19 protein-coding genes are annotated in these 21823 nt (G+C 59.5%); 8 read left to right on the top strand and 11 right to left on the bottom strand.

The genetic code is table 11. The features are described from left to right. Positions 1-5 precede the first annotated feature (5 nt). Positions 6-1079 carry a phosphoribosylformylglycinamidine cyclo-ligase gene (gene purM, locus ACM561_RS08380; RefSeq protein ID WP_425909388.1) on the bottom strand — a complete coding sequence of 358 codons (1074 nt, stop codon included), beginning with the start codon at positions 1077-1079 and terminating at the stop codon, positions 6-8. 170 nt (positions 1080-1249) lie between these two features. Here purM and ACM561_RS08375 point away from each other — a divergent pair, with 170 nt between their 5' ends. The 5 genes from ACM561_RS08375 (at position 1250) to ACM561_RS08355 (ending at position 7816) form a co-directional block, all read left to right on the top strand. After that, positions 1250-1792: a CDP-alcohol phosphatidyltransferase family protein gene (locus ACM561_RS08375; RefSeq protein ID WP_425909386.1), complete on the top strand. Its 543-nt coding sequence runs from the start codon at positions 1250-1252 to the stop codon at positions 1790-1792. 65 nt (positions 1793-1857) lie between these two features. Further along, positions 1858-2538 (top strand): chromosomal replication initiator DnaA, encoded by a 681-nt coding sequence (locus tag ACM561_RS08370; protein WP_425909385.1) that lies wholly within the window; start codon positions 1858-1860, stop codon positions 2536-2538. A 147-nt stretch (positions 2539-2685) separates the two neighbouring features. After that, the gene (locus tag ACM561_RS08365; protein ID WP_425909383.1) at positions 2686-4887 is read left to right on the top strand and encodes an RNA degradosome polyphosphate kinase; all 2202 of its coding nucleotides are present in this window, start codon (positions 2686-2688) and stop codon (positions 4885-4887) included. 7 nt (positions 4888-4894) lie between these two features. Further along, complete coding sequence (gene ppx / locus ACM561_RS08360; protein ID WP_425909382.1) at positions 4895-6406, top strand: exopolyphosphatase; 1512 nt, start codon at positions 4895-4897, stop codon at positions 6404-6406. A 99-nt stretch (positions 6407-6505) separates the two neighbouring features. Then, positions 6506-7816, top strand: a complete 1311-nt coding sequence (locus tag ACM561_RS08355; RefSeq protein ID WP_425909381.1) for a hemolysin family protein — start codon at positions 6506-6508, stop codon at positions 7814-7816. A 40-nt stretch (positions 7817-7856) separates the two neighbouring features. On the opposite strand, the gene rnd is transcribed toward ACM561_RS08355, so the two are convergent. After that, on the bottom strand, positions 7857-9005 hold the full coding sequence (rnd, locus tag ACM561_RS08350; RefSeq protein ID WP_425909379.1) for a ribonuclease D: 1149 nt from the start codon (positions 9003-9005) through the stop codon (positions 7857-7859). A 387-nt stretch (positions 9006-9392) separates the two neighbouring features. Here rnd and aspS point away from each other — a divergent pair, with 387 nt between their 5' ends. Both aspS and ACM561_RS08340 read left to right on the top strand, forming a co-directional pair. Beyond that, a complete protein-coding gene (gene aspS / locus ACM561_RS08345; RefSeq protein ID WP_425909377.1) occupies positions 9393-11165 on the top strand; it encodes an aspartate--tRNA ligase in 1773 nt (590 codons plus the stop codon). 187 nt (positions 11166-11352) lie between these two features. Beyond that, the gene (locus ACM561_RS08340) at positions 11353-13635 is read left to right on the top strand and encodes an NADP-dependent malic enzyme (protein WP_425909375.1); all 2283 of its coding nucleotides are present in this window, start codon (positions 11353-11355) and stop codon (positions 13633-13635) included. Positions 13636-13750: 115 nt separating this feature from the next. On the opposite strand, the gene ACM561_RS08335 is transcribed toward ACM561_RS08340, so the two are convergent. The 3 genes from ACM561_RS08335 to ACM561_RS08325 all read right to left on the bottom strand — a co-directional run bounded on the left by ACM561_RS08335 (position 13751) and on the right by ACM561_RS08325 (position 16878). Next, positions 13751-14302: a dihydrofolate reductase gene (locus tag ACM561_RS08335; protein ID WP_425909374.1), complete on the bottom strand. Its 552-nt coding sequence runs from the start codon at positions 14300-14302 to the stop codon at positions 13751-13753. A 22-nt stretch (positions 14303-14324) separates the two neighbouring features. After that, positions 14325-15254 (bottom strand): polysaccharide deacetylase family protein, encoded by a 930-nt coding sequence (locus ACM561_RS08330; RefSeq protein WP_425909372.1) that lies wholly within the window; start codon positions 15252-15254, stop codon positions 14325-14327. A 178-nt stretch (positions 15255-15432) separates the two neighbouring features. Next, the gene (locus ACM561_RS08325) at positions 15433-16878 is read right to left on the bottom strand and encodes a L,D-transpeptidase (RefSeq protein ID WP_425909370.1); all 1446 of its coding nucleotides are present in this window, start codon (positions 16876-16878) and stop codon (positions 15433-15435) included. Between the two features lie 201 nt (positions 16879-17079). On the opposite strand from ACM561_RS08325, the gene ACM561_RS08320 reads away from it, so the two are divergent. After that, a complete protein-coding gene (locus ACM561_RS08320) occupies positions 17080-17640 on the top strand; it encodes a CreA family protein (RefSeq protein ID WP_425909368.1) in 561 nt (186 codons plus the stop codon). A 42-nt stretch (positions 17641-17682) separates the two neighbouring features. On the opposite strand, the gene ACM561_RS08315 is transcribed toward ACM561_RS08320, so the two are convergent. From ACM561_RS08315 to yghU, 6 genes are all read right to left on the bottom strand, one after another. Next, positions 17683-17928 carry a DUF6719 family protein gene (locus ACM561_RS08315; RefSeq protein ID WP_425909367.1) on the bottom strand — a complete coding sequence of 82 codons (246 nt, stop codon included), beginning with the start codon at positions 17926-17928 and terminating at the stop codon, positions 17683-17685. Between the two features lie 127 nt (positions 17929-18055). Then, positions 18056-18355: a hypothetical protein gene (locus tag ACM561_RS08310; protein WP_425909366.1), complete on the bottom strand. Its 300-nt coding sequence runs from the start codon at positions 18353-18355 to the stop codon at positions 18056-18058. 339 nt (positions 18356-18694) lie between these two features. After that, positions 18695-19372: a DUF2161 domain-containing phosphodiesterase gene (locus tag ACM561_RS08305; protein ID WP_425909365.1), complete on the bottom strand. Its 678-nt coding sequence runs from the start codon at positions 19370-19372 to the stop codon at positions 18695-18697. 49 nt (positions 19373-19421) lie between these two features. After that, on the bottom strand, positions 19422-19949 hold the full coding sequence (fabA, locus tag ACM561_RS08300) for a bifunctional 3-hydroxydecanoyl-ACP dehydratase/trans-2-decenoyl-ACP isomerase (RefSeq protein ID WP_425909363.1): 528 nt from the start codon (positions 19947-19949) through the stop codon (positions 19422-19424). A 164-nt stretch (positions 19950-20113) separates the two neighbouring features. After that, on the bottom strand, positions 20114-20794 hold the full coding sequence (gene fabG / locus ACM561_RS08295) for a 3-oxoacyl-ACP reductase FabG (protein WP_425909361.1): 681 nt from the start codon (positions 20792-20794) through the stop codon (positions 20114-20116). 48 nt (positions 20795-20842) lie between these two features. Next, positions 20843-21715: a glutathione-dependent disulfide-bond oxidoreductase gene (gene yghU / locus ACM561_RS08290; RefSeq protein WP_425909359.1), complete on the bottom strand. Its 873-nt coding sequence runs from the start codon at positions 21713-21715 to the stop codon at positions 20843-20845. Positions 21716-21823 lie beyond the last annotated feature (108 nt).

Genomic DNA, 21823 nt, shown 5'->3' with positions numbered 1-21823 from the left:
CGTTTCTACATCGCGAGATCGAGGTGGCCGTCGTAAATGACACGTCCATCATCGCCGGCGACGATCACATCACCGAGCAACGAAACGCGTTCACCGGCCTGCGCCAGCACGTCCGCGACTTGCTGAACCGCATCACGGCGCACGATCGCGATCATGCCGATACCGCAATTGAAGGTTCGAAGCATTTCGCGTTCGGCTATGCTGCCCTGATGCGCCAGCCATTTGAATACCGGAAGTACCGTCAACCTGGCGAGATCGATCCGCACACCGAGTCCTTCGGGCAGTACGCGAGGAATGTTGTCGGTGAAACCGCCTCCGGTGATGTGGGCAAGCCCTTTCACCGCGCCGGTTTCGCGGATCGCGCGCAGGCAGGATTTGACGTAAAGCCGGGTGGGGGTAAGCAGCGCGCCTCCCAAGGTCGTAACCGGGGCAAAAGGCGCTGGAGCGGCGAGGGCGGTTCCCGAAACTTCGACAATCTTGCGGACCAGCGAATAGCCGTTGGAATGCACACCGGACGACGCAAGTCCGATCACCGCATCTCCGGCGACGATATCGCGGGTTGGCAACAGAGCGCCGCGCTCCACCCCGCCGACTGCGAAGCCAGCAAGGTCGTAGTCGCCGTCCTTGTAGAGACCCGGCATTTCGGCCGTTTCCCCACCGATCAGGGCGCAACCCGCCTCCCGGCAACCTTCCGCGATCCCGGCCACGATCGCCGCGGTCGTTTCGGGATCAAGCTTGCCGCAGGCAAAATAATCAAGGAAGAACAACGGCTCCGCACCTTGCACGACGAGATCGTTGACGGACATGGCGACAAGATCGATGCCGATGGTATCGTGCATACCGGTTTCGATTGCGATCTTGACCTTGGTTCCGACCCCGTCGTTGGCCGCGACCAAAATCGGGTCCGTAAATCCGGCGGCCTTGAGATCAAACAGTCCGCCGAACCCGCCGATTTCAGCATCCGCGCCGGCGCGAGCGGTCGCGCGAACCATCGGCTTGATGAGGTCAACCAGCCGGTTGCCGGCGTCGATATCGACACCTGCCCCAGCATAGGTAAGGCCATCGTTCTTGTCGGTCATGCAGCAGCGCCCGAAGACATTTTCCGGCTGGTTACGTCGGATTGCGGACTTGCGCAATGGCTCGCACGGGCTGTCCGCATATACTATGTAGACAAGGGCCGATCCCTTCGGCAAAGCCTTGTCTCCCGAAGGTTTTGTGCGGAAACCATCCGGAGCCTGGGAAACGTCGCGTGAGTATTCCAAATATCATTACGCTCGGGCGCATTCTGCTCGTGCCAGTCATTATCTGGGCTATCGCCTCCAATCAGATGGAAATCGCGTTTGCCATCTTTGTGGTTGCCGGCGTCAGCGATGCGGTGGACGGGTTTTTAGCCAAGCGCTTCAATATGGCAAGTGAACTGGGCGCACTTCTGGATCCATTGGCCGACAAGGCGCTGCTGGTCTCGATCTTCGTGACGCTCGGCATCTTAGGGGCCGTTCCCATTTGGCTCGTTATTCTGGTGGTCTCGCGCGACATCATGATCGTCGGGGCCGTGATCGTGTCGTGGCTGTTCAACAAGCCGGTGCCCATGAAGCCGCTGCTGGTTTCGAAGCTCAATACGGGGGCGCAGGTCGGGTTCGCGGCGTTGGTGCTGGCGGCGCTGGGATTCGGATTTGATTCCTCGCCCTACGATACCTTTCTGATGGCCGCCATCGCGATCTTGACCCTGGTTTCCGTCTCTTTCTATCTCGTTGAGTGGGTGCGTCACATGAGCACCATCGATCCGAAATGAAGATGGCACGGCGCGCTCCAGTTGGCGTTATTGGTCCGGTGTGGAGTTTGTAGTGGAGTAGATGCTTGGCAAGCCGCCCTCCCTCCCGTCAGCTCGCATTCGCGCTGCCACACGCTGAAAGCTTTTCGCGAGACGACTTTCTGGAAGGTCACGCGAACGCGGCGGCGCTATCGCTGATTGAGAGCTGGCCGGAGTGGCCGAACAGGATCATGTTGCTGGCCGGTCCCGAAGGTTGCGGCAAGAGCCATCTCGCGACGATCTGGGCGGAGCAGGCGGGCGCGCGCTCCATAAGCGCGCGAAGCCTGACTGCAGCGACAGTACCGGCTGCTTTGGCGACAGGGGCGCTCGTCGTGGAGGACATTAATCCGCAAGCCTTCGACGAGCTGGCAATGTTTCACCTGATAAATCTTGCCCGTGAAGAGGCCGCGTTCGTGCTGATCACGGCGCGAGTTACTCCGGCCGCGATGGAGATCAGGTTGCGCGATCTCCGTTCGCGACTCCGCGCGGTGCCGGTCGTGACGTTGATGCCGCCTGACGATCAGCTATTCCGGGCGCTGATCGTGAAGTTCTCCGCGGACCGCCAAATGAACATCGACGAAGCGGTCGTCAATTATATCGCAACCCGAACCGAACGATCATTTGCTGCCGCTCGCCTCGCCGTCGAACAACTCGATACCGAATCGTTACGGCTTGGCAGACCTGTGACTCGCGCGCTCGCCGCCGAACTGCTGCGGAATCACGACTGAAGCCATACGACTCGGCACCCCTCCGGCTCACCCTTGACGCCACGACCTTCCGTAACATCAAATGTCATGGAAAGGTCATTGAGCTGGCCCATGGTTTGCAGCTGCGCCGCGCCCGCACGACCAACGAGATACGGAACCGTCATATCAATGGATTCAGTTCAAACTATTGCTACCGAAGAAAAAAGGCCGGAGCCGCAACTGGACTCCGCAATCCGCACCAGCCCGGAACGGTTCATCAATCGGGAGCTGTCCTGGCTGCATTTCAATCGTCGCGTACTTGAGGAATCCGTCAATGCCGGCCACCCCGCGCTCGAACGCGTCCGCTTCCTGTCGATTTCCGCCAATAACCTTGACGAGTTCTTCATGGTTCGCGTTGCCGGTATCAAGGCACAGGTCCGGGAAGGGATTACCGAGCGCAGCCCGGACGGGCTACCGCCGTCGGAGCAACTTATTCTCATCAACGAGACGGTCTCAAGGCTCGCGAGCGATCAACAGGCGATCTGGCGAGATCTCCGTAATGTGCTGACCGAAGTCGGGATCGTCCTGATCGATGGCAAGGACGTCACCAAAGCCGAGCGTAGCTGGATCGCGGATCACTTCCTGCACAATATTTTCCCCTTACTGACGCCGCTCGCTATCGATCCGGCCCACCCCTTTCCGTTCATTCCAAGTCTTGGCTTCACCATCGCGCTGCAACTGGCGCGCACCTCCGATGGCAAGCCGATGAATGCGTTGATCCGCATGCCAGGAAAGATCGACCGGTTTCTGAGGCTGCCGCCAGTCAGCAAGGACGACCCCGTCAGGTTGATCACGCTTGAAGGCGCCACCAGCCTGTTCATCAACCGGCTGTTTCCGGGTTACACCGTCAAGGGACAGGGCGCGTTTCGCATCATCCGGGATTCCGAACTGGAGATCGAGGAGGAGGCGGAGGATCTGGTTCGCCTGTTCGAAACCGCATTGAAACGCCGCCGCCGCGGCTCCGTCATCCGGCTCGAGATCGAAGCCGCTATGCCGGCCGAGCTACGTGCATTCGTTCAACGAGCGTTATCGGCGGCCGACGACGAAGTATTGCTGGTGGATGGTGTCCTGGCCATGAACGAGCTGTCGCAACTCACACGGCTTGATCGGTCAGACCTTGAATTCGTGCCGTACGTCCCGCGCCACCCCGAGCGGGTGCGCGATCACGGCGGCGACGTGTTCGCTGCAATCCGGCAGAAGGACCTGATTGTTCATCATCCTTATGAATCGTTTGACGTCGTCGTGCAGTTCTTGCAGCAGGCTGCGCGCGACCCTGACGTGGTCGCGATCAAGCAGACGCTCTACCGTACCTCCAACAACTCGCCGATCGTGCGGGCGCTGGTGGAGGCCGCGGAGGCTGGTAAGTCGGTCACGGCGCTCATTGAACTCAAAGCGCGTTTTGACGAAGAGGCAAACATCCGGTGGGCGCGCGATCTCGAGCGCGCCGGCGCCCAAGTGGTTTACGGCTTCCTTGAGCTGAAGACGCATGCCAAGCTGTCGCTGGTTGTGCGCCGGGAAGGCGGCAGCCTCGCGACTTACGTCCACACCGGCACCGGCAACTACCACCCCGTGACCGCGCGCATTTATACCGACCTGTCCTATTTTACATCGGACCCGATCATAGGCCGTGATGCGGCGCGCGTATTCAATTATATCACGGGCTACGCCGAGCCGAGCGATATCGAAAAAATGGCCGTATCGCCTCTGACATTGCGAAACCGGATTCTCGATCATATTCGCGGCGAAACCACGTTTGCCCGTAACGGCAAACCGGCCGCGATCTGGATGAAGATGAACGCGCTGGTCGATCCCGATATCATCGATGCTCTGTATGAAGCATCTCTGGCCGGCGTTTCTGTCGAGTTGATCGTGCGCGGCATGTGCTGCCTTCGACCCGGAGTTCCCGGATTGTCGGAAAACATTCGGGTCAAATCAATCATCGGCAGGTTTCTTGAACACGGACGAATTTACTGCTTTGGAATGGGGCAACCGATGCCCGGCCCAAAAGCTGCTGTGTATATCTCGTCTGCGGACATGATGCCGCGCAACCTCGATCGCCGCGTCGAAGTGTTATGCCCCTTGCAAAATGCGACGGTGCATCAGCAGGTTCTCGAGCAGATCATGGTCGCGAACCTGAAGGATACCGAACAGAGTTGGCAGTTGTTGCCGGATGGATCATCAACGCGTATGAAGGCCGCGAAGGGTGAGGAGCCCTTCAACCTGCATAACTATTTCATGACGAATCCGAGTCTGTCCGGCCGTGGAAAGTCGCTCAAGGAATCTTCGCCGCGCCGCCTCACGCGTCGCGCAGAGCGGCAGTCACCCGCATAGGAGGCCTGTGCGAGAATATCCGCGCCCAAGGAAGCCTGGCTCCAGCGTCGCTGTTATCGATATCGGCTCCAATTCCGTACGCCTCGTCGTCTATGAAGCGTTGCAGCGGAGCCTCGTTTCGATTTTCAACGAAAAAGCATCGTGCGGACTCGGGCGCGAGGTGCAATCCACCGGGCTGCTCGCGCAGGATCCGATCAACAAGGCGCTGACCTCCCTGCGGCGTTTTCACGCCCTGTGCAGGGTCATGAAGGTCGGCCGCGTCTACGCCATCGCAACCGCCGCTTGTCGCGATGCCACGAATGGCCCTGATTTCATAACCAAAGCTGAACGCATCTGCCGTGTGCCGATCGAAATCCTGTCGGGATCGCGGGAGGCTTATTTCGCAGCGCTAGGCGTGGTTTCCAGCGTCCACAAACCGAACGGGATCGTGGGGGATCTCGGTGGCGGCTCGTTGGAATTGACCGACGTGCGCGGTCATCGCATCGGTCGTGGAATAACGCTCCCACTGGGCAGTCTCGCATTGCAGGATGCGTCGAAGAAATCGTTGAAGCGCGCAGACCGAATCGTAAAAGCCGCGCTTGCCGGCGCGGTGCCGCTAAAGACCGGACAGGGCCGTACCTTTTACGCGATCGGCGGGACGTGGCGAGCGTTAGCTCGCATTCACATCATCCAGAGCGGTTATCCACTTCGCGTCATGCACGGCTATTCCATTCCCGCAGCAGACGCGCTCGATTTCGTCCGGCGGCTGCGTCGTCTAGCGGCTTCCCAGACGCTGGCAGATATCGAGGCCGTTGCTGAGGCGCGCCAGCCGCTGCTGACTTATGCCGCTCTCGTCCTAGAACATATCGTCCAGATGGCGAAGCCAAAAACCATCGTGTTCTCGACCTATGGTGTCCGCGAAGGTTTGCTTTATTCGATGCTGCCGGCCGCCGACCGCTCCCGGGATGGATTAATCTGCGCCGCGCAGTCGCTGAACGGCTTGCTCTCACGTTCCGCGCGCCATGCAGAAGAATTGATCCAATGGACCGATCGATTGTTCCGGATTGCGAAACTTCATGAGACCGAAAACGATCGTCGACTGCGTCACGCCGCTTGCCTGCTTTCCGATATCGGCTGGCGCATACATCCGGACTACCGCAGCGAGCAGACACTCGATTCGGTCATGCACGGCAATTTTGGCAGCATCGACCATCAAGGACGAGCGTTCGTCGCGCTGTCGGTATATTACCGCTATGCCGGGTTAAATGAGGTGAACGAACCATCCCCGGTGATATGCGAATTGGTGACTCCGCCTATGGATGAGAGAGCGCGCATTCTGGGCGCAGCCTTTCGCGTCGCGCATATGATTTCGGCGGCTCGGCCAGGTGTGTTGTCCGCCACTCATTTTAAAAGCAGCGGCCGCAAGCTGACGCTTGTGTTCGAACACCAGCTGATCGATCTGGTCGCGGATCGTGTGGGCGGCCGGTTCAAACAACTGGCGCGCCTTGTTGGCCGCTCGGGCTCGATCGTCCTCCGCTAGCCCGTTCGTGGGGACGCCGGCTGCGGCGTTTTCTCTGCGCGCATCGGCCATCCGCCTCGTAATACTATCGTGCTGGAACACTCATAAGGAGATGTCGCCGTGGGTGATGGCAGTTCAGCCAGTCTAGCCGGAGTTCTCTCAGTCATCATTCTTGTCGTGGCGAATGGTTTTTTCGTCGCATCCGAATTTTCACTGGTGGCCATGCGTCGCAGCCGCGTCGCGCAACTGGTTGCTGCAGGACGTGTAAACGCCCGTGCGTTACAGAAGGCGGTCGAACACCTGGATTATAATCTCGCAGCATGCCAGCTCGGAATTACGCTGTCGTCATTGGCTCTCGGCTGGATCGGGGAGCCCGCGTTGGCTCACCTGATCGAGCCGTTGTTGATACTGCCATTCGGCACCGGAGCCGAAATCGGCGCTCACGCCATCGCTTTCATTGTCGCCTTCGCGATCATTACGATTTTGCACATCGTGCTTGGCGAGCTCGCCCCCAAAAGCCTCGCCTTGCAGCGAACCGAGACCACTGCGTTGATTATCGTTCGTCCGCTCTCCCTGTTTGGGTTTTTGTTGAAGCCGGCAATCGTATCATTGAACGGGCTCGGCAACGGTGTCTTGCGCTTGTTCGGCCTCAGCGCAGCCAGCGAAAAGGAATCGCTTCACTCGCCTGACGAGATCAGACTTCTCGTTGCAGAGACTGAACGAGCTGGCCTGCTTGCTCGAACCCAGCGGGAAGTCGTCGAGCGGGTCATCAGCCTCACGAGTCGCGATGTGAGCGACATCATGACTCCGCGGACGAGCGTGGTTTGGGCGGACGCAAATGACAACCGGGACGAAATTCTCAATGTGGTCCGTGACTGCCCGCATGAGCACGTCGTGATCGGGCAGGGGAGCATCGACGAGATCGTCGGCGTGCTGCGGAAACAGGACTTGCTCGATCAGGCACTTGAAGGCGCTGAAGTTGATCCGCTCGCGGTTCTGCAACAACCACTGGTATTCGCGGAGTTCACGCCAATCCTGCAAGCTATCGAGCGTTTCAAGACGCAACCCGTTCGCGTTGGCATTGTCGTTGATGAGTACGGCACATTGCAGGGAATTATTACTCGCACCGATCTTCTGGAGTCCATCGCGGGAGAATTGCCGGACGCCGGCGAGGAGGCGGGCATACAGGAAGGCGACGACGGCCAGCTTATCATCAATGGAAAAATGCCGATTGACGAAGCGATGATACACTTGAACATCGCTCGCAAGCCCGATGGAGACTTTCATACCGTGGCAGGCTGCGCGATTGAGCTGCTAGGTCGAATACCCGCTATCGGTGATGAGTTTACCTGGGAGGGATGGTCGTTCCGGATCACGGAAATGGACGGTCCGCGGGTCAGTAAGCTGGTAGGCCGGAGGTCGGTCCCGTGATGTGCGTCCTGAACTTGTTGTGCGAAACTCGAGGTACGCTCTAAGCTCGCTCGACACGCACCACACGGCCCTTTTCGATCGCCAGAGCCAGCCGGCCGTGCTTTAGCGCGAGGGCGGCCTCGCCGAACAGTTCGCGCCGCCAGCCGTGCAGCGCACCGACATCGGCCTCGTCATCGGCTGCGATCCGTTCCAGGTCGTCCACGGTCGCGATCACCTTGCTCGCAACGGCATGGCGCTCGGACGTCATGCGCAGGAGAACCTTGAGAAGCTCCACCGTCGCGGCGCCGTTCGAATTATTGCGCGGTTTCTCGATCTTCGGCAGCGCGTGCGGGTCTCGTGCGAGCCCGCGCTGGACGGCCGCGACGATATCGGCGCCCCACTGGGATTTTTCAAAACCTTTTGGCAGCGAGCGCAGCGTCGCCAGCCGCTCAGGGCTGGCGGGAGCGTGGGTCGCGATATCACTGACGGCGTCGTCTTTCAGCACCCGCGACCGCGGAATGTTCCGACTCTGGGCTTCCTGTTCGCGCCATGCCGCCACTTCCATCAAAATGGCGAGGTCCTTCGGCTTGCGGACACGGGTCTTCAATCGCTCCCATGCACGTTCGGGGTGAAAGTCATAGGTCTTTGGCGAGGTCAGAACGTCCATCTCCTCGCTGACCCAATCACTGCGGCCGCGCTTCTTGAGATCGGCATCGAGAGCGGCAAAGACGTCGCGGAGATGAGTGACGTCCGCTACGGCGTATTCGAGTTGTTCCGCCGTCAGGGGCCGGCGCGACCAGTCGGTGAATCGATGGGTCTTGTCCGGACGATGCCCCGTGACGCGTTCGACCAACGCATCATAGGCAATGGAATCGCCGTATCCGAGCACCATGGCAGCTACCTGTGTGTCGAAGACGGGATGAGGAATGATGCCGGCCTGGTGCCAGATAATTTCGATGTCCTGCCGTGCCGCGTGGAAGACCTTCAGGACACTTTCGTTCGACATCAAAGTGAAAAAAGGCTTCAGATCGATTCCCGCTGCTAGAGCGTCGATCGCAATGGCCTCGTCGGGGCTCGCCAGCTGAATGACGCAGAGTAGGGGATAGTAGGTGGTCTCGCGGAGGAATTCCGTATCGACAGTGATGACGGGATACTTGGCGAAGCGAGCGCAGACGGAGGTCAGTTCCGCAGTGGTCGTAATCAGGTCCATGAACGCTCCATAGCCCGTCTTCTTAACCTTGTCGCCCTGCTTTAGGCCGCCACTGCGCTTGTTTTGCAGACTTCTGCGGTCAAAAAATGCTTTTAGTAGAGTGAATTTGACATTCGCGACCCACTTGGCCGCACGGCTGGGACGCGAACGTCAAACTCAAAACTCCACTAGCATCTTATGTTTGCTAATGGTCTTTCGATTTTAACATTCGCAAAAAGGCGCGTCCAAAAACGGGGTGCGAATGTTAGAATCGGACCACTCGCCGCTCTTTCAGGTTCCGCCATCCGGTTGCCGCGCTCCTTCCGCTCGGGTAAACCCCTGACGCTCAACCGTTCGGCCCGGTCCGACCTCTGATTCCGACCTCTGACGCATTCCTGCAGGATTTCCATGCATCGCTATCGGTCCCATACCTGCGGCGCGCTCCGCGACAGCCACATCGACCAGACGGTCCGCCTGTCCGGCTGGTGCCATCGCATTCGCGACCACGGCGGGGTGCTGTTCATAGACCTGCGCGACCATTACGGGCTGACCCAATGCGTAGCCGATCCGGACTCGCCGGCTTTCGCCGACGCTGAGAAGCTGCGCTCCGAATGGGTGGTCCGGATTGACGGCAAGGCGCGCCGCCGTCCGGCAGGTACCGAAAATCCGGAACTGCCGACCGGTAGCGTCGAAATCTATGTTACGGAAATCGAGGTGCTCGGTGCTGCCGCCGAGTTGCCGCTGCCGGTCTTCGGCGAGCAGGAATACCCCGAAGACATAAGGCTTAAGTACCGTTTTCTCGACCTTCGTCGCGAGAAGCTGCATCAGAACATCATGACCCGCGGCGCCATCGTCGATTCGATGCGCAGGCGCATGAAGGAACAGGGTTTCTTCGAGTTCCAGACCCCGATCCTGACGGCCTCCTCTCCGGAAGGCGCACGCGACTTCCTGGTGCCGAGCCGCATTCATCCCGGCAAGTTCTACGCGCTGCCGCAGGCGCCGCAGCAGTACAAGCAGCTTTTGATGATGTCCGGCTTCGACCGCTACTTTCAGATCGCGCCGTGCTTCCGAGACGAAGACCCGCGCGCCGACCGCCTGCCGGGCGAGTTCTACCAGCTCGATCTTGAAATGAGCTTCATCGAGCAAGACGATGTTTTTGCTGCGGTTGAGCCGGTTGTCACCGGCGTGTTCGAGGAGTTCGCCAAGGGCAAGCCAGTCACAAAGAACTGGCCGCGGATTCCGTTTGCTGAAAGCTTACGCAAGTACGGCACCGACAAGCCCGACCTGCGCAATCCGTTGGAAATGCAGGACGTATCCGAGCATTTCCGCGGCTCGGGCTTCAAGGTGTTCGCGCGGATGCTGGAGGATTCGAAGAACCAGGTCTGGGCGATTCCGGGACCGGGCGGCGGCAGCCGGGCGTTCTGCGACCGCATGAATTCGTGGGCGCAGGGCGAGGGGCAACCGGGCCTCGGCTACATCATGTGGCGCGAGGAAGGCGAGGGCGCAGGCCCGCTCGCCAACAATATCGGGCCTGAGCGCACCGAGGCTGTTCGCGCGGCACTTGGATTGAAAGCCGGCGATGCGGCATTCTTCGTTGCTGGCGATCCGGCGAAATTCTGGAAGTTCGCAGGGCTCGCGCGCACCAAACTCGGCGAGGAACTGAACCTGATCGACAAGGACAGGTTCGAGCTGGCCTGGATCGTCGACTTCCCGATGTATGAGTACAACGAAGAAGATAAAAAGGTCGACTTCTCGCACAATCCATTTTCGATGCCACAGGGCGGGCTCGACGCGCTCAACACCCAGGACCCGCTGACGATCAAGGCGTTCCAGTACGACATCGCCTGCAACGGCTACGAGATCGCCTCCGGCGGCATTCGTAATCACAGGCCGGAAGCGATGGTGAAGGCGTTCGAGATCGCGGGCTATGGCGAGAACGAGGTGGTCGAGCGCTTCGGCGGCATGTACCGCGCGTTTCAATACGGCGCACCGCCGCATGGCGGCATGGCGGCCGGCGTCGACCGCATCGTCATGCTGCTCTGCGGCACCACCAACCTGCGCGAAATCTCCCTGTTTCCGATGAACCAGCAGGCCGAGGATCTGCTGATGAGCGCGCCATCAGACGTCGCTCCGAAGCAGTTGCGCGAGCTTCATATCCGGCTCAATCTGCCAAAAGACTAGCGGCTCGATTCTAACTTCGGCACCTTTTCGCAAGCATCTCTGCGAATGTCAGAATCGAGCAATCGCAGGCAAATTGCTGGCGGTCCTTTGGATTTAACGTTCGTGTTTGGGACTGGCAGCCGGTGGCGCGCTATTGTCAGATCCGCTCCGCCAACCGGCCGACCGAAGCTTCCGGGGAGCGTTTACCGTGTCGTATTCAGAAGATCTCCGCTCCGCCGCGCTGTCGTTCCATCGCAACCCGCGTCCCGGCAAGCTCGAAATCCAGCCAACAAAGCCGCTCGCCAACCAGCGTGACCTCGCGCTGGCCTATTCACCGGGCGTTGCGGCAGCCTGCGAGGAAATCGTCGCCGATCCCACAGAAGCCGCAACGCTGACCGGCCGTGCCAATCTGGTCGCCGTGGTATCGAACGGCACAGCTGTGCTCGGTCTTGGCAACATAGGACCGCTCGCCTCCAAGCCCGTCATGGAAGGAAAGGCGGTCCTGTTCAAGAAGTTCGCCGGCATCGACGTGTTCGACATCGAGATCGCTGCCGATACCATCGAGCGCGTGGTGGAGACGGTCGCGGCGCTGGAACCGACCTTCGGGGGAATCAACCTTGAGGACATCAAGGGGCCCGAGTGCTTCGAAATCGAGGAACGGCTGAAGGCCCGAATGAAGATTCCGGTCTTTCATGACGACCAGCACGGCACCGCGATCATCGTCGCTGCCGCCATCACCAACGCGCTGTTGCTGAATGGCAAGGCGCTCGAAGAGGTCAAGATTGTCACGTCAGGTGCGGGGGCGGCCGCTATCGCCTGTCTCAATCTGCTGGTGTCGATGGGTGCGCAACGCAAAAACATCTGGGTTTGCGATATCGACGGCGTTGTTTACGACGGCCGCAATACCCGAATGGACAAGTGGAAAGCGGTTTATGCGCAGAAGACCGACAAGCGCAAGCTGGCGGACGCGATCGCGGGCGCAGATGTGTTTCTGGGCGTCTCGGCCGGCGGCGTGCTGACGCCGGAGATGGTCGCGCAGATGGCGGATAAGCCACTGGTGCTGGCGCTCGCCAATCCTGTTCCGGAAATCATGCCGGATGAGGCGCGCAAGGCGCGGCCCGATGCAATGATCTGCACGGGACGTTCCGACTTTCCTAATCAGGTGAACAACGTCCTGTGCTTTCCCTTTATCTTCCGCGGCGCTCTCGACGTCGGCGCCACCGCGATCAACGAGGATATGAAGCTGGCTGCTGTCGATGCCATCGCTCGGCTCGCCCGCGAACCGCCGTCCGATGCCGCTATCCGATTTGACAGCGAGACTCATGGTTTCGGACCGGGCTCTTTGATTCCCAGTCCATTCGACCCCCGCCTGATCCTGCGCATCGCGCCCGCCGTCGCGAGGGCTGCGATGGCCTCGGGAGTTGCGACGCGACCGATCACGAATTTCGACGAGTATCACGCGCGTCTTGAACGCTTTGCCTTCCGGTCCGGCCTCGTCATGAAACCGGTATTTGCGAAGGCAAAGAAGCAGCCGTTTCGGGTGATCTACGCCGAGGGCGAGGATCTGCGTGTGCTGCGAGCCACTCAAGAGGTGCTCGAGGAGAAAGTGGCCCGCCCGATCCTGGTCGGTCGCCCGTCCGTGGTGGAGACTCGTCTCAGGCGTCTCGGCCTCGCGATCAAGGCAGGCAGGGATTTCGATCTGATCAACCCCGAGGACGATCCCCGCTACCGAGCCTATGTGCAGTCCTATATCGATGTCGCCGGTCGGCACGGCGCGACACCAGACGTCGCACGGACGACGATCCGCACCAATGCGACCGTAATAGCTGCGCTTGCGGTGGTGCGAGGCGAAGCCGATGCGATGCTGTGCGGCGTTGAAGGCAGCTATATGCGACACCTCCGGCACATTCGGGAGATCATCGGATATCTGCCCGGCGCGAGCGACTTCGCCGCGCTGTCGTTGATGATCACCGGCAAGGGCGCCTATTTCATCGCGGATACGCAGGTGCGCCCAAACCCGTCCGCTGACGAACTCGCGGACATAGCAGCCCAGGCCGCCGTGCATGTGCAGCGCTTCAACATCACGCCGAAGGTCGCTTTCGTATCGCATTCCGATTTCGGCAGCTACGATACGGAATCCTCGCGCAAGGCACGTCGAGCGACCGAACTGTTCATCGCCCGTCATCCCGATATCGAGGCCGACGGTGAAATGCAGGGCGATACCGCCTTGTCGGAGTCCGCACGACAACTGATCTTGCCGCATTCCCGGTTAACCGGCGTCGCCAACGTTCTAATTCTGCCCAACCTCGATGCAGCGAACGCCGCCTATCAGATGATCAAGGTGCTCGGCAGCGGCCTGCTTGTCGGGCCTATCCTGATCGGTCCCGCGCATCCCGCCCACATTTTGACCCCGTCAGTGACGGCGCGCGGGATCCTCAACATGACGGCCATTGCGGTGGTCGAGGCGCAAGAGCGCGCGATCCGGCAATAAAAACTTGTTCGACTGAAGCATTTTCGAGCGAGATGGCTGCCGGCGCTCGTGAAAAAATCGCGTCAGACCAAAAAAACATCGACCCTTGTGACCGTTCCATTCAGAAGCGGAGAGGCTAGCGTGCGCGGCGCCATGCTGTAACGCGAACGCCGTTCTCCGCATCGAGAATTCGGACCTCGCCGGGCTGAAGTCCATGTGCCGCCAATACAGCTTGCGGAGAACTATCGGGGACGCCAGGAAAGCAGCCTTCGCCTCCGGGCAGCCTCACGTGCGGAGCTTCCGACAGCCAGAACGTCTCATAACGATCGAGAAACATTTCAAATACTGAAGGTCCACCGATGATCGCGGCCACTCCGTCGCGCACTCCGGCATGAGCGCAGGCGTCTTCGAACGACGCGCCAGCGGGATTCCATAAGGTAGCCTTTTCGTTTTCGGGATCACGTTCAAGAGCGGCTACGCGGCGGGTTAGTCTAACCCTTTTGCGCAGCGGAGAGTTAGGCTGATCCTCGAACGAATTGCGTCCGTGAACGACAACGTCCGCGTGATCCAGTCCTGCGGTGAAAAACTCAAGGTCGCCTTTGAATTTCAGCGCTTCCGGCATCACATGGCTCGCATCGGCGAGCATTCCGTCCGCCGACACGATGACATAGCCCTCGATACGAAGCATAAGCTTTCCGGATCGTCGCGCGCTATTCGGAGATTGTCTGGACGACGCTGTTGACCGGCCGGGAACTCACGGTCGGCAGCTTGGTATCCTTCTTCAGTTCCTCGTCGTATTGCGCGAGCGTCTCGAGCGACACCTTGGCCTTCATCTGCACGACCTTGTATCCACCGGCCTTCAGCCTGCGCAAAACCTCCGGTAGCGCCTCGGCTGTATGCTTCTGGAAGTCGTGCATCAGAATGATGCCCTTGCCGACCTTGTCGAGTTTCTTGAAGATGTTGTCGACCACCTGTTCGGCCTTTCGCGCCTTGAAGTCGAACGAGTCGACGTCGCAGGAGAAGATCGCGATGTTACGCTCGCCCAAGTAGGTCACTATCTCCGGCGGATGCTGAAGCGCCGGGAAACGGAAGAACGGGGAAGGAGCAGCCTCGAGCGCCCATTTGACGGCGCTGAATCCCTTCTCAATCTCGTCCTTGCGTTGCGCCTCGGACAACTTCTTGTTGTTGAGATTGGCATGCGACCATGTGTGCGAGCCGACCGTGTGTCCGGCGGCGGCGACATTCCGCAGGATCTCAGGATGGTAGGTCGCGTGCTTGCCGATCGAGAAGAAGATGCCGGTGGTGCACTGATCGGCAAGCGCCTTCAGCACGGCCGGCGTATTCCCGGGCCACGGACCATCATCAAACGTCAGCACCACTTCCTTGTCGCGCAGGAAGTCGAGTTGCTTGAAATGCTCGAATCCGAAGCCAGGACCACCGGTCGTATCAATTTGGACCACGCGGGCAACACCGAGTGCGTCGGGGCTTCCGTTACAGGCGACCTGCGCTCCGCTTGCCCGCGCGGGAACCGGCGCGGCCGCATTCTGGACTCCCTTGGGTGCGGGCGTCTGCGACCAGGCGACCGTGGTCGCACACAACGAAACCGCGCCTGCAAAGATCAGCCCTGTCGTCATGCGCATCTCGATCACCTCAAAGGTTATCGCGGTTGAATCGCCCGCTTCCTCATTCTAGCGCAGCTACAGACGTCCTCTTCCACGGAAACGGCATTTATCCCCAGTTGGGCTGCTTCCTCTGATACCGCCGTGTGCGCGACCATGGCAATAGCGCCGAGCGAAAGCGAGCAATTGAACCGCCACTTTATCGCAGCCCGACAATGAAGTCGGTGCCTTCACCGGTTTCGCCGCCTGCAATACTCTGATCGGAGACAACGATGGAGTCTCCCGTTGAAAAGGCAATAGCGATTTGCGCCATGACGTTTTCCGGGATGGAGATGCGGTTCAACGCGTCGGTGGCGCTATCCGGAACAGGGGTCGGCCTGACCGTTGCGTTGACCACGGTCGTTTTCTGGCCGGACCGACCTTTGAGAACGTGAACTCGGTCGGCGCGACGCTCCAGCGCCGGGAGCGACACGACCGACCAGCGGAAGTCAGCCTTGCTGTCCTTGGCGACTTCCGCGGTGAACACGTGTGTTCCCAAAGGCCGATCGCTCGCGGCGATCGTGATGGGAGCATCGAATATCGGCGTAAAGTTCTGCCGCACATAGATCTTGCTGTCCTTGCCGCTGACAAAGACCGCGATCCGGCCGCTCCGCTTCAGTGCAGAAATCGCCGCGAGTTCAGCCTTCTCCGCACTCGCAGGAGGGGTTTGCGGTTGATTTTCCGATCCCGCCGGAATTTCGGCGGGGGAAGCCACCGTATCGCCAACAGGGTTGGCCGCCGCCGTTACCGTGACGTCGGTGTCCCTCGTGTTGCCTGAATCTCCCTTGATCGGCTCGGCGGCCGCCGCCTCAGGCGTCGCAGTGATGGATCCGCCGGTCGCAGACAAACCGGATGCAAGCGATGAAACTTTGACTTGCGACATCGCGGCGGCGTCGGCTTTCACCTCGGCCGGCACGGGCTCTGGCCGACGGCTTGTCAGCACAGGGTGCGAAAAATCAGCGGGCGTTACCTCGCCAGGAGTGATGATGACTCGAGCACCGATCCTGGTCCAATTCCACATCTTCACCGCGAAGTCCAAGGGCATTCGGATGCATCCGTGCGACGCAGGATAACCTGGAAGCACGCCCGCGTGCATCGCAATGCCGGACCATGTGATGCGTTGCATGTAGGGCATTGGCGCGCCGCTGTAGATATTCGAGCGATGCCATTTTTGCTTTTGAATGACGCTGAAAACACCCATTGGAGTCCCGTGGCCGCTCATTCCAGTCGACACCGGGGTTTCGGCGAAAAGGCCGTTGGCGTCATAGACCTTGAGCATTTGCCGCCGGATTGAAATGGCAATGATAATGGGGCCATTTGGCTTCCGCGTGACTTTAGCCGCCGATTCCGGCTTTGGGAGCCGGCGAACTTTGACTCCATGTGACTGTGACCTCGTGACGGGCGGCGGGGGAGATCCTTCGTTAAAAAAGTCCGGATAATCGTCCTGCCAGAAGATCTGGCTATGCGCGGGTGATCCAAGTCCGGTCAGGACAGCGATCAGCAGTCCAATCCCGAGGCGTACCGACCAGAGATATGGACCCACGAAAACCGAGGGAACATTGGCGGTCCACCGCATCGTGCGCAGGAAGGACAGATATTCACTCACGCCTTCGCCCTCGAATCATGGTTCAGATTTAGCGCTTCCGACTTCACTTCCTACCGGTCTGTGTCGGTTTTCCGGCTGACTTCCTTTAAATAATGCAAAATCCTTCACACGAATCTAATTCTCGGCTCGCTGGCCGGTCGAGATCTTTTCTCGGGAACTTGAGAACTTACATAGGCCGGACCCAGCAAACGGAGCCACCTGATGACATTTCGAGCTCAAATTCATGATAAGAAGCGCCGAACGGCTCGGACCTTTTTGGCCTTCATCGTCCTTACGGTGGCGGTGTTCGCCGGAACATACGCCCATGCAGCAGACGAGCCCGACCTGATCTTTCGTCGCTCGACGGTTTTCAAGCTGCTAACACCGAATGACAAGCTTGCGACTTATGGCGTCGATGATCCTGAGATCGAAGGCGTTGCTTGCCATTTCACGTTACCCGAGAAGGGCGGTATCAAGGGGTGGCTTGGAGTGGCGGAGGAAGTCTCGGATATTTCGCTGTCGTGTCGCCAGATGGGGCCGATTCGCTTCAAGGAAAAGATGAAGCAGGGCGAAGACATGTTCCGGCAGCGGCGCTCTCTGCTCTTCAAGAAGATGCAGATCGTGCGAGGCTGTGACGCGAAACGAAACGTACTGGTCTATATGGTTTATTCCGACCGAGTGATCGAGGGCTCGCCACAGAATTCGACGTCCTCAGTACCGATCATGCCCTGGGGCGCCTCGGACACCACCATACAAAAATGCGGGGATTTCATTTCCGATTAGAGTCCCGTTCGAAGGCGATGTTAATGCGACGGAGGTACGCATTCACCGCTTTGAGCCGACCCGCGATATGCACTTGCGTGCCGGAACAACGCCGGCCGGAGTCAGTTTCGTACCGGAGATTTCCTTAATCTGCCCCGCCGGACAAGATCCATCATCGACAAGAATGCGTTCGCCCAGCCGCAGATTGACGACGTCGGTCTCTCGCGCAACTTGCGAAGCGTGTGCGGCGGGCGCCGCAATGCTCAGTGTGACAACTATCAAAAGAAGCAGGTCGCAACTTTTCGGCATCTGGTATCCTTCGTAGCAGCGACAATTCGCATTCTCGTAACACGATTTTCAGCGCTGCGAAGAACGTCAGCAGGCAGTCGGAAGAATAGTGCGGTTTGCAGCTAAGCTAATCTCGACTCGACTCGCGTCATAATCGCCTGTCGTTGGCAAATCTGCGAACTGCGCGGCGCTCGACCACGACCGAGCGCAACGCGCCCTGTTCACCCGCAATCACGCGCGTCGTAGGCGACCGCGTAACAGCACGAGCGGTCTTCTTGACCTCTGCGTGAACGACATCGAACGGCATTCCAATCAGCGATGCCGCAATCTCCGCCTGCGAGTCGAGATCGTCGGTGATCCCGGTAGCCGCAAAGATCGCTTCCTCCAACGTGGGAGGATCGTGGCGAACCCGCCGGATGCCAAATTTTGTATGCCAGCCTTCGCTCATCGTTCGCCTCAATGGTTGGGCAAAACTCAGCCCATGAAAATTGATGTGAAACGCCTCAACGCGACATGACTACAATCGTTCAAAGAACGACGGCACTTCGAACGATTGTCTCCGGCATCCGCACTTTTCGATTCAAAAAGAAGCGGAAAGTACAATCAAACCTCATCCTGCTTTAGGTCAGGAGACTCGGTATGCACTCATACGGGATCTAAAGTGGCAAAACAGCTATGCATTTTGACGCGCTTTGCACATTGCCAAGTCGCGCATAAAGCAACATGCGACATGCAGCCGCGCTTTGCCTTAAGACCCTGCATAAGGTCAGATCTCAGCCCGCGGGAGCTATTCGGCGATAGGTACTGCTTCGGATGAGTGCTGAGGCCATCGCTTCAGCGCGGTTCTGCCGGCGTCAGTCAAGACATAAATTCCACGCTCAATGCGGTCGAACCATCCATAGACATTGTGAAGGAGGATTTTTCCGGCGTCCGGAGCTTCCACTCTGAGATCCCGTACGCGGCATGGACCTGTAGCCATTGCGGCTGCGCAGATCAGTGCCTGCTGGCGATACGCTGTCATGATCGGCGTCCGCGTGCTGCCGCCGGCAACTGGATCGCCCTTGCGGCGTTGGTGCTCTATGACCAGCCGAGAGCGCTTCTTGGGATTGCGGCGCGGACTGACAGCGGAGGGCGCCACCAGCACTTCAACGCTCCCTTGGTATGTCACCCCCAGCATTCCGAACCCTAGCCGCCGGCACAGGTTGCGATAGCGCGCGTCGCTCTCGCGTCCCTTGCCGTTCATCGACAGCCTGGCGGCAAGCCAGACCTCATCGCATGCGCCCGCGCGATCGACGCCTTGAAGGATGAGTTCCAGATTGAAACTCAGTTTCAGCTCTCCGATCACGACGATCGGCGGATCATCGCCGCTGAGCGCAACCAGATCGCAGCCGCCGACCTCGCCCTTAACAGTGAAGCCGAGGCTTTCAAGATGACGTTTGACCGGAAGATAAAGCGAGGTTTCCACGTTGCACGCTCAGGCCGACTCAACAGCTCGGATCTTATCAGTCGGTCGGTTAAGTCGGCGCCCCTGGAAGGCTCTTGAACAGGCCGAGCCGAAGATCTTTGGCATAGTAGATCATATCGCCATCAACGCTTACGGTGCCGTCGGCAATCGCCATCACCAGCCTCGAACGCCTCACCCGTTTGATGTCCACCGTGTAGGAAAGCCTGCGGGCATGCGGCAGAACCTGACCTGCAAATTTCAAATCGCCGAGACCGAGGGCACGAGCTTTCACATTCCGGTCACCGCCAAGCCAGACCAGATAAAATCCCACCATCTGCCAAAGCCCATCGAGACCAAGACAGCCGGGCATCACCGGATCGTTCTGAAAGTGACATTGGAAGAACCAGAGGTCCGGTTTGATGTCGAGCTCAGTGCGCACCAGCCCGCGCCCGTATTTCCCGCCGTCTTCCGTGATTTCCGTGATGCGATCGAACATCAGCATCGGCGGCAACGGCAGTTTGGGTTCGCCAGGACCGAACATCTCGCCACGGCCGCAAGCCAGCAAATCCTCGTAGGAATAGCTGCTGCGTCCAGGCATCTGCTGATCCCTGTAGAAAACACTAGGGCTGGAAACTTCTTACCGTCGCTACCATAGATAGCGTAACGGCCATGATTACACGTCACAAGAGAAATGCAAGAGTCGAAGAACCGTAGGTTACTAAAAACCCGGTTAGACCGTTTGCAAGGGGAGAAGGTCGCGCTTCAGACGCGTCCACGCACGGGTAGCAACGCCCCAGTGACTCCGCTTGCCGCATCGCTGGCCAGAAACAGAATGACATTCGCTAGTTCGTGGGCCGTCACCCACGTCGCGAAATCCGCTTTGGGCATGTCCCTGCGATTGGCTGGCGTGTCGATCGTCGAGGGCAGGACGGCATTCACGGTCACCTTGCCTTTCAACTCGGACGCAAGCGCTTCGGTCAGCCGATGCACGGCCGCTTTCGACGCAGCATAGGCGCCCATGCCAGCGCCGGCCTGTAATGCTCCAGTCGCGCCGATGTTGACGATACGTCCGGCGCCGGATGCAACCAGATGCGGGATCGCGGCCCGCGAGGCGTTCAGCGCGGTCGTCACGTTGATCGCGTAGAGGTGCTGCCATGTTTTGGAGTCGCCGTCGGCGATAGTCTCGAACGCGAATGCACCGGCGATATTGACGAGAGCATCGAGCCGGCCGAAATGCGCCGCCGCCGCATCGACAGCCCGCAAGGCTTGTTCTGGGTCGGTCAGATCGACGCCGCCTAATTCGATCCGGTCGGCGGTAGCACTGCTGTTTACAGCAGCGCGGTCGATGCCGGCCACCTTGGCGCCGCGCGCGATGGCGGCGTCCGCGACGACCTTGCCAAGTGCGCCGGAGCATCCAGTGATGACGATGACCTTTCCATGCATTGAAGGAGCCTCCAGCTCGGATTGGCTGTAAATGAGGAGGGCAGGGCGTCAACCCTGCTTCACGAGCTTGTCCTGCGTCCGGGTGGCGAAGTCGGAGGCGTCGTGGCGCTCGTGAAGCTGGCTTGCGGGATCACCCGATGTGCGGTTGACGATGCGGCCGCGTTTCACCGCAGGCCGTGCAGCGATCTGCGCGGTCCAACGTTGCACGTTCTTGTAGCTTTGGACGTCGAGGAAGGTGGCGCTGTCGCCGTAGAGCTTGCCCTCGGCCAAGCCGCCATACCATGGCCACACCGCGATGTCGGCGATCGTATATTCAGCACCGGCAAGATATTCATTGTCCTTGAGCCGCCGGTCCAGCACGTCCATTTGCCGCTTCGTTTCCATCGCGAAGCGATTGATGGCGTATTCGATTTTCTCCGGCGCATAGTTGTAGAAATGCCCGAAGCCGCCGCCGAGATAGGGCGCGCTGCCCATCTGCCAGAACAGCCACGACAGGCATTCCGCGCGCGCCGCCGTTGCCCTCGGAATGAAATCGCGGAACTTTTCCGCAAGATGCAGGAGGATCGCGCCGGACTCGAACACGCGGAGCGGCTCGGGTCTCGAGCGGTCAATCAGGGCCGGTATCTTCGAATTCGGATTGACCTCGACAAAGCCCGAGCCGAACTGCTCGCCGTCGATCTGGATCAGCCACGCGTCATATTCCGCGCCGGGATGGCCGCGCGCGAGCAGCTCCTCGAACATGATCGTGACCTTCTGGCCGTTCGGCGTTCCCCGCGAATAAAGTTGAAAGGGGTGTTTGCCGACGGGTAGCACCTTTTCGTGAGTCGCGCCTGCGGTCGGACGGTTGACGGACGCGAATCTGCCGCCATTCTCCTTGTCAAAGGTCCAGACTTTGGGCGGCGTATAGGGGGCGTCGGTCATCAAGAGGCACTCCGGAAGAACGAGTATGCTAGGAAAAAGGCAGGATACCGCAGCTAGTTAGGCCCGAATGCGAACGGCCGCAAGCGGTGGGCGCAACCGGAAAACTCT

Source organism: Nitrobacter sp. TKz-YC02 (assembly GCF_049852135.1).
GTDB classification, from domain to species: Bacteria; Pseudomonadota; Alphaproteobacteria; order Rhizobiales; family Xanthobacteraceae; genus Nitrobacter; species Nitrobacter vulgaris.
The sequence above is the reverse complement of the archived record's forward strand: the minus strand, read 5'-3'. Positions and strand labels throughout refer to the sequence as shown.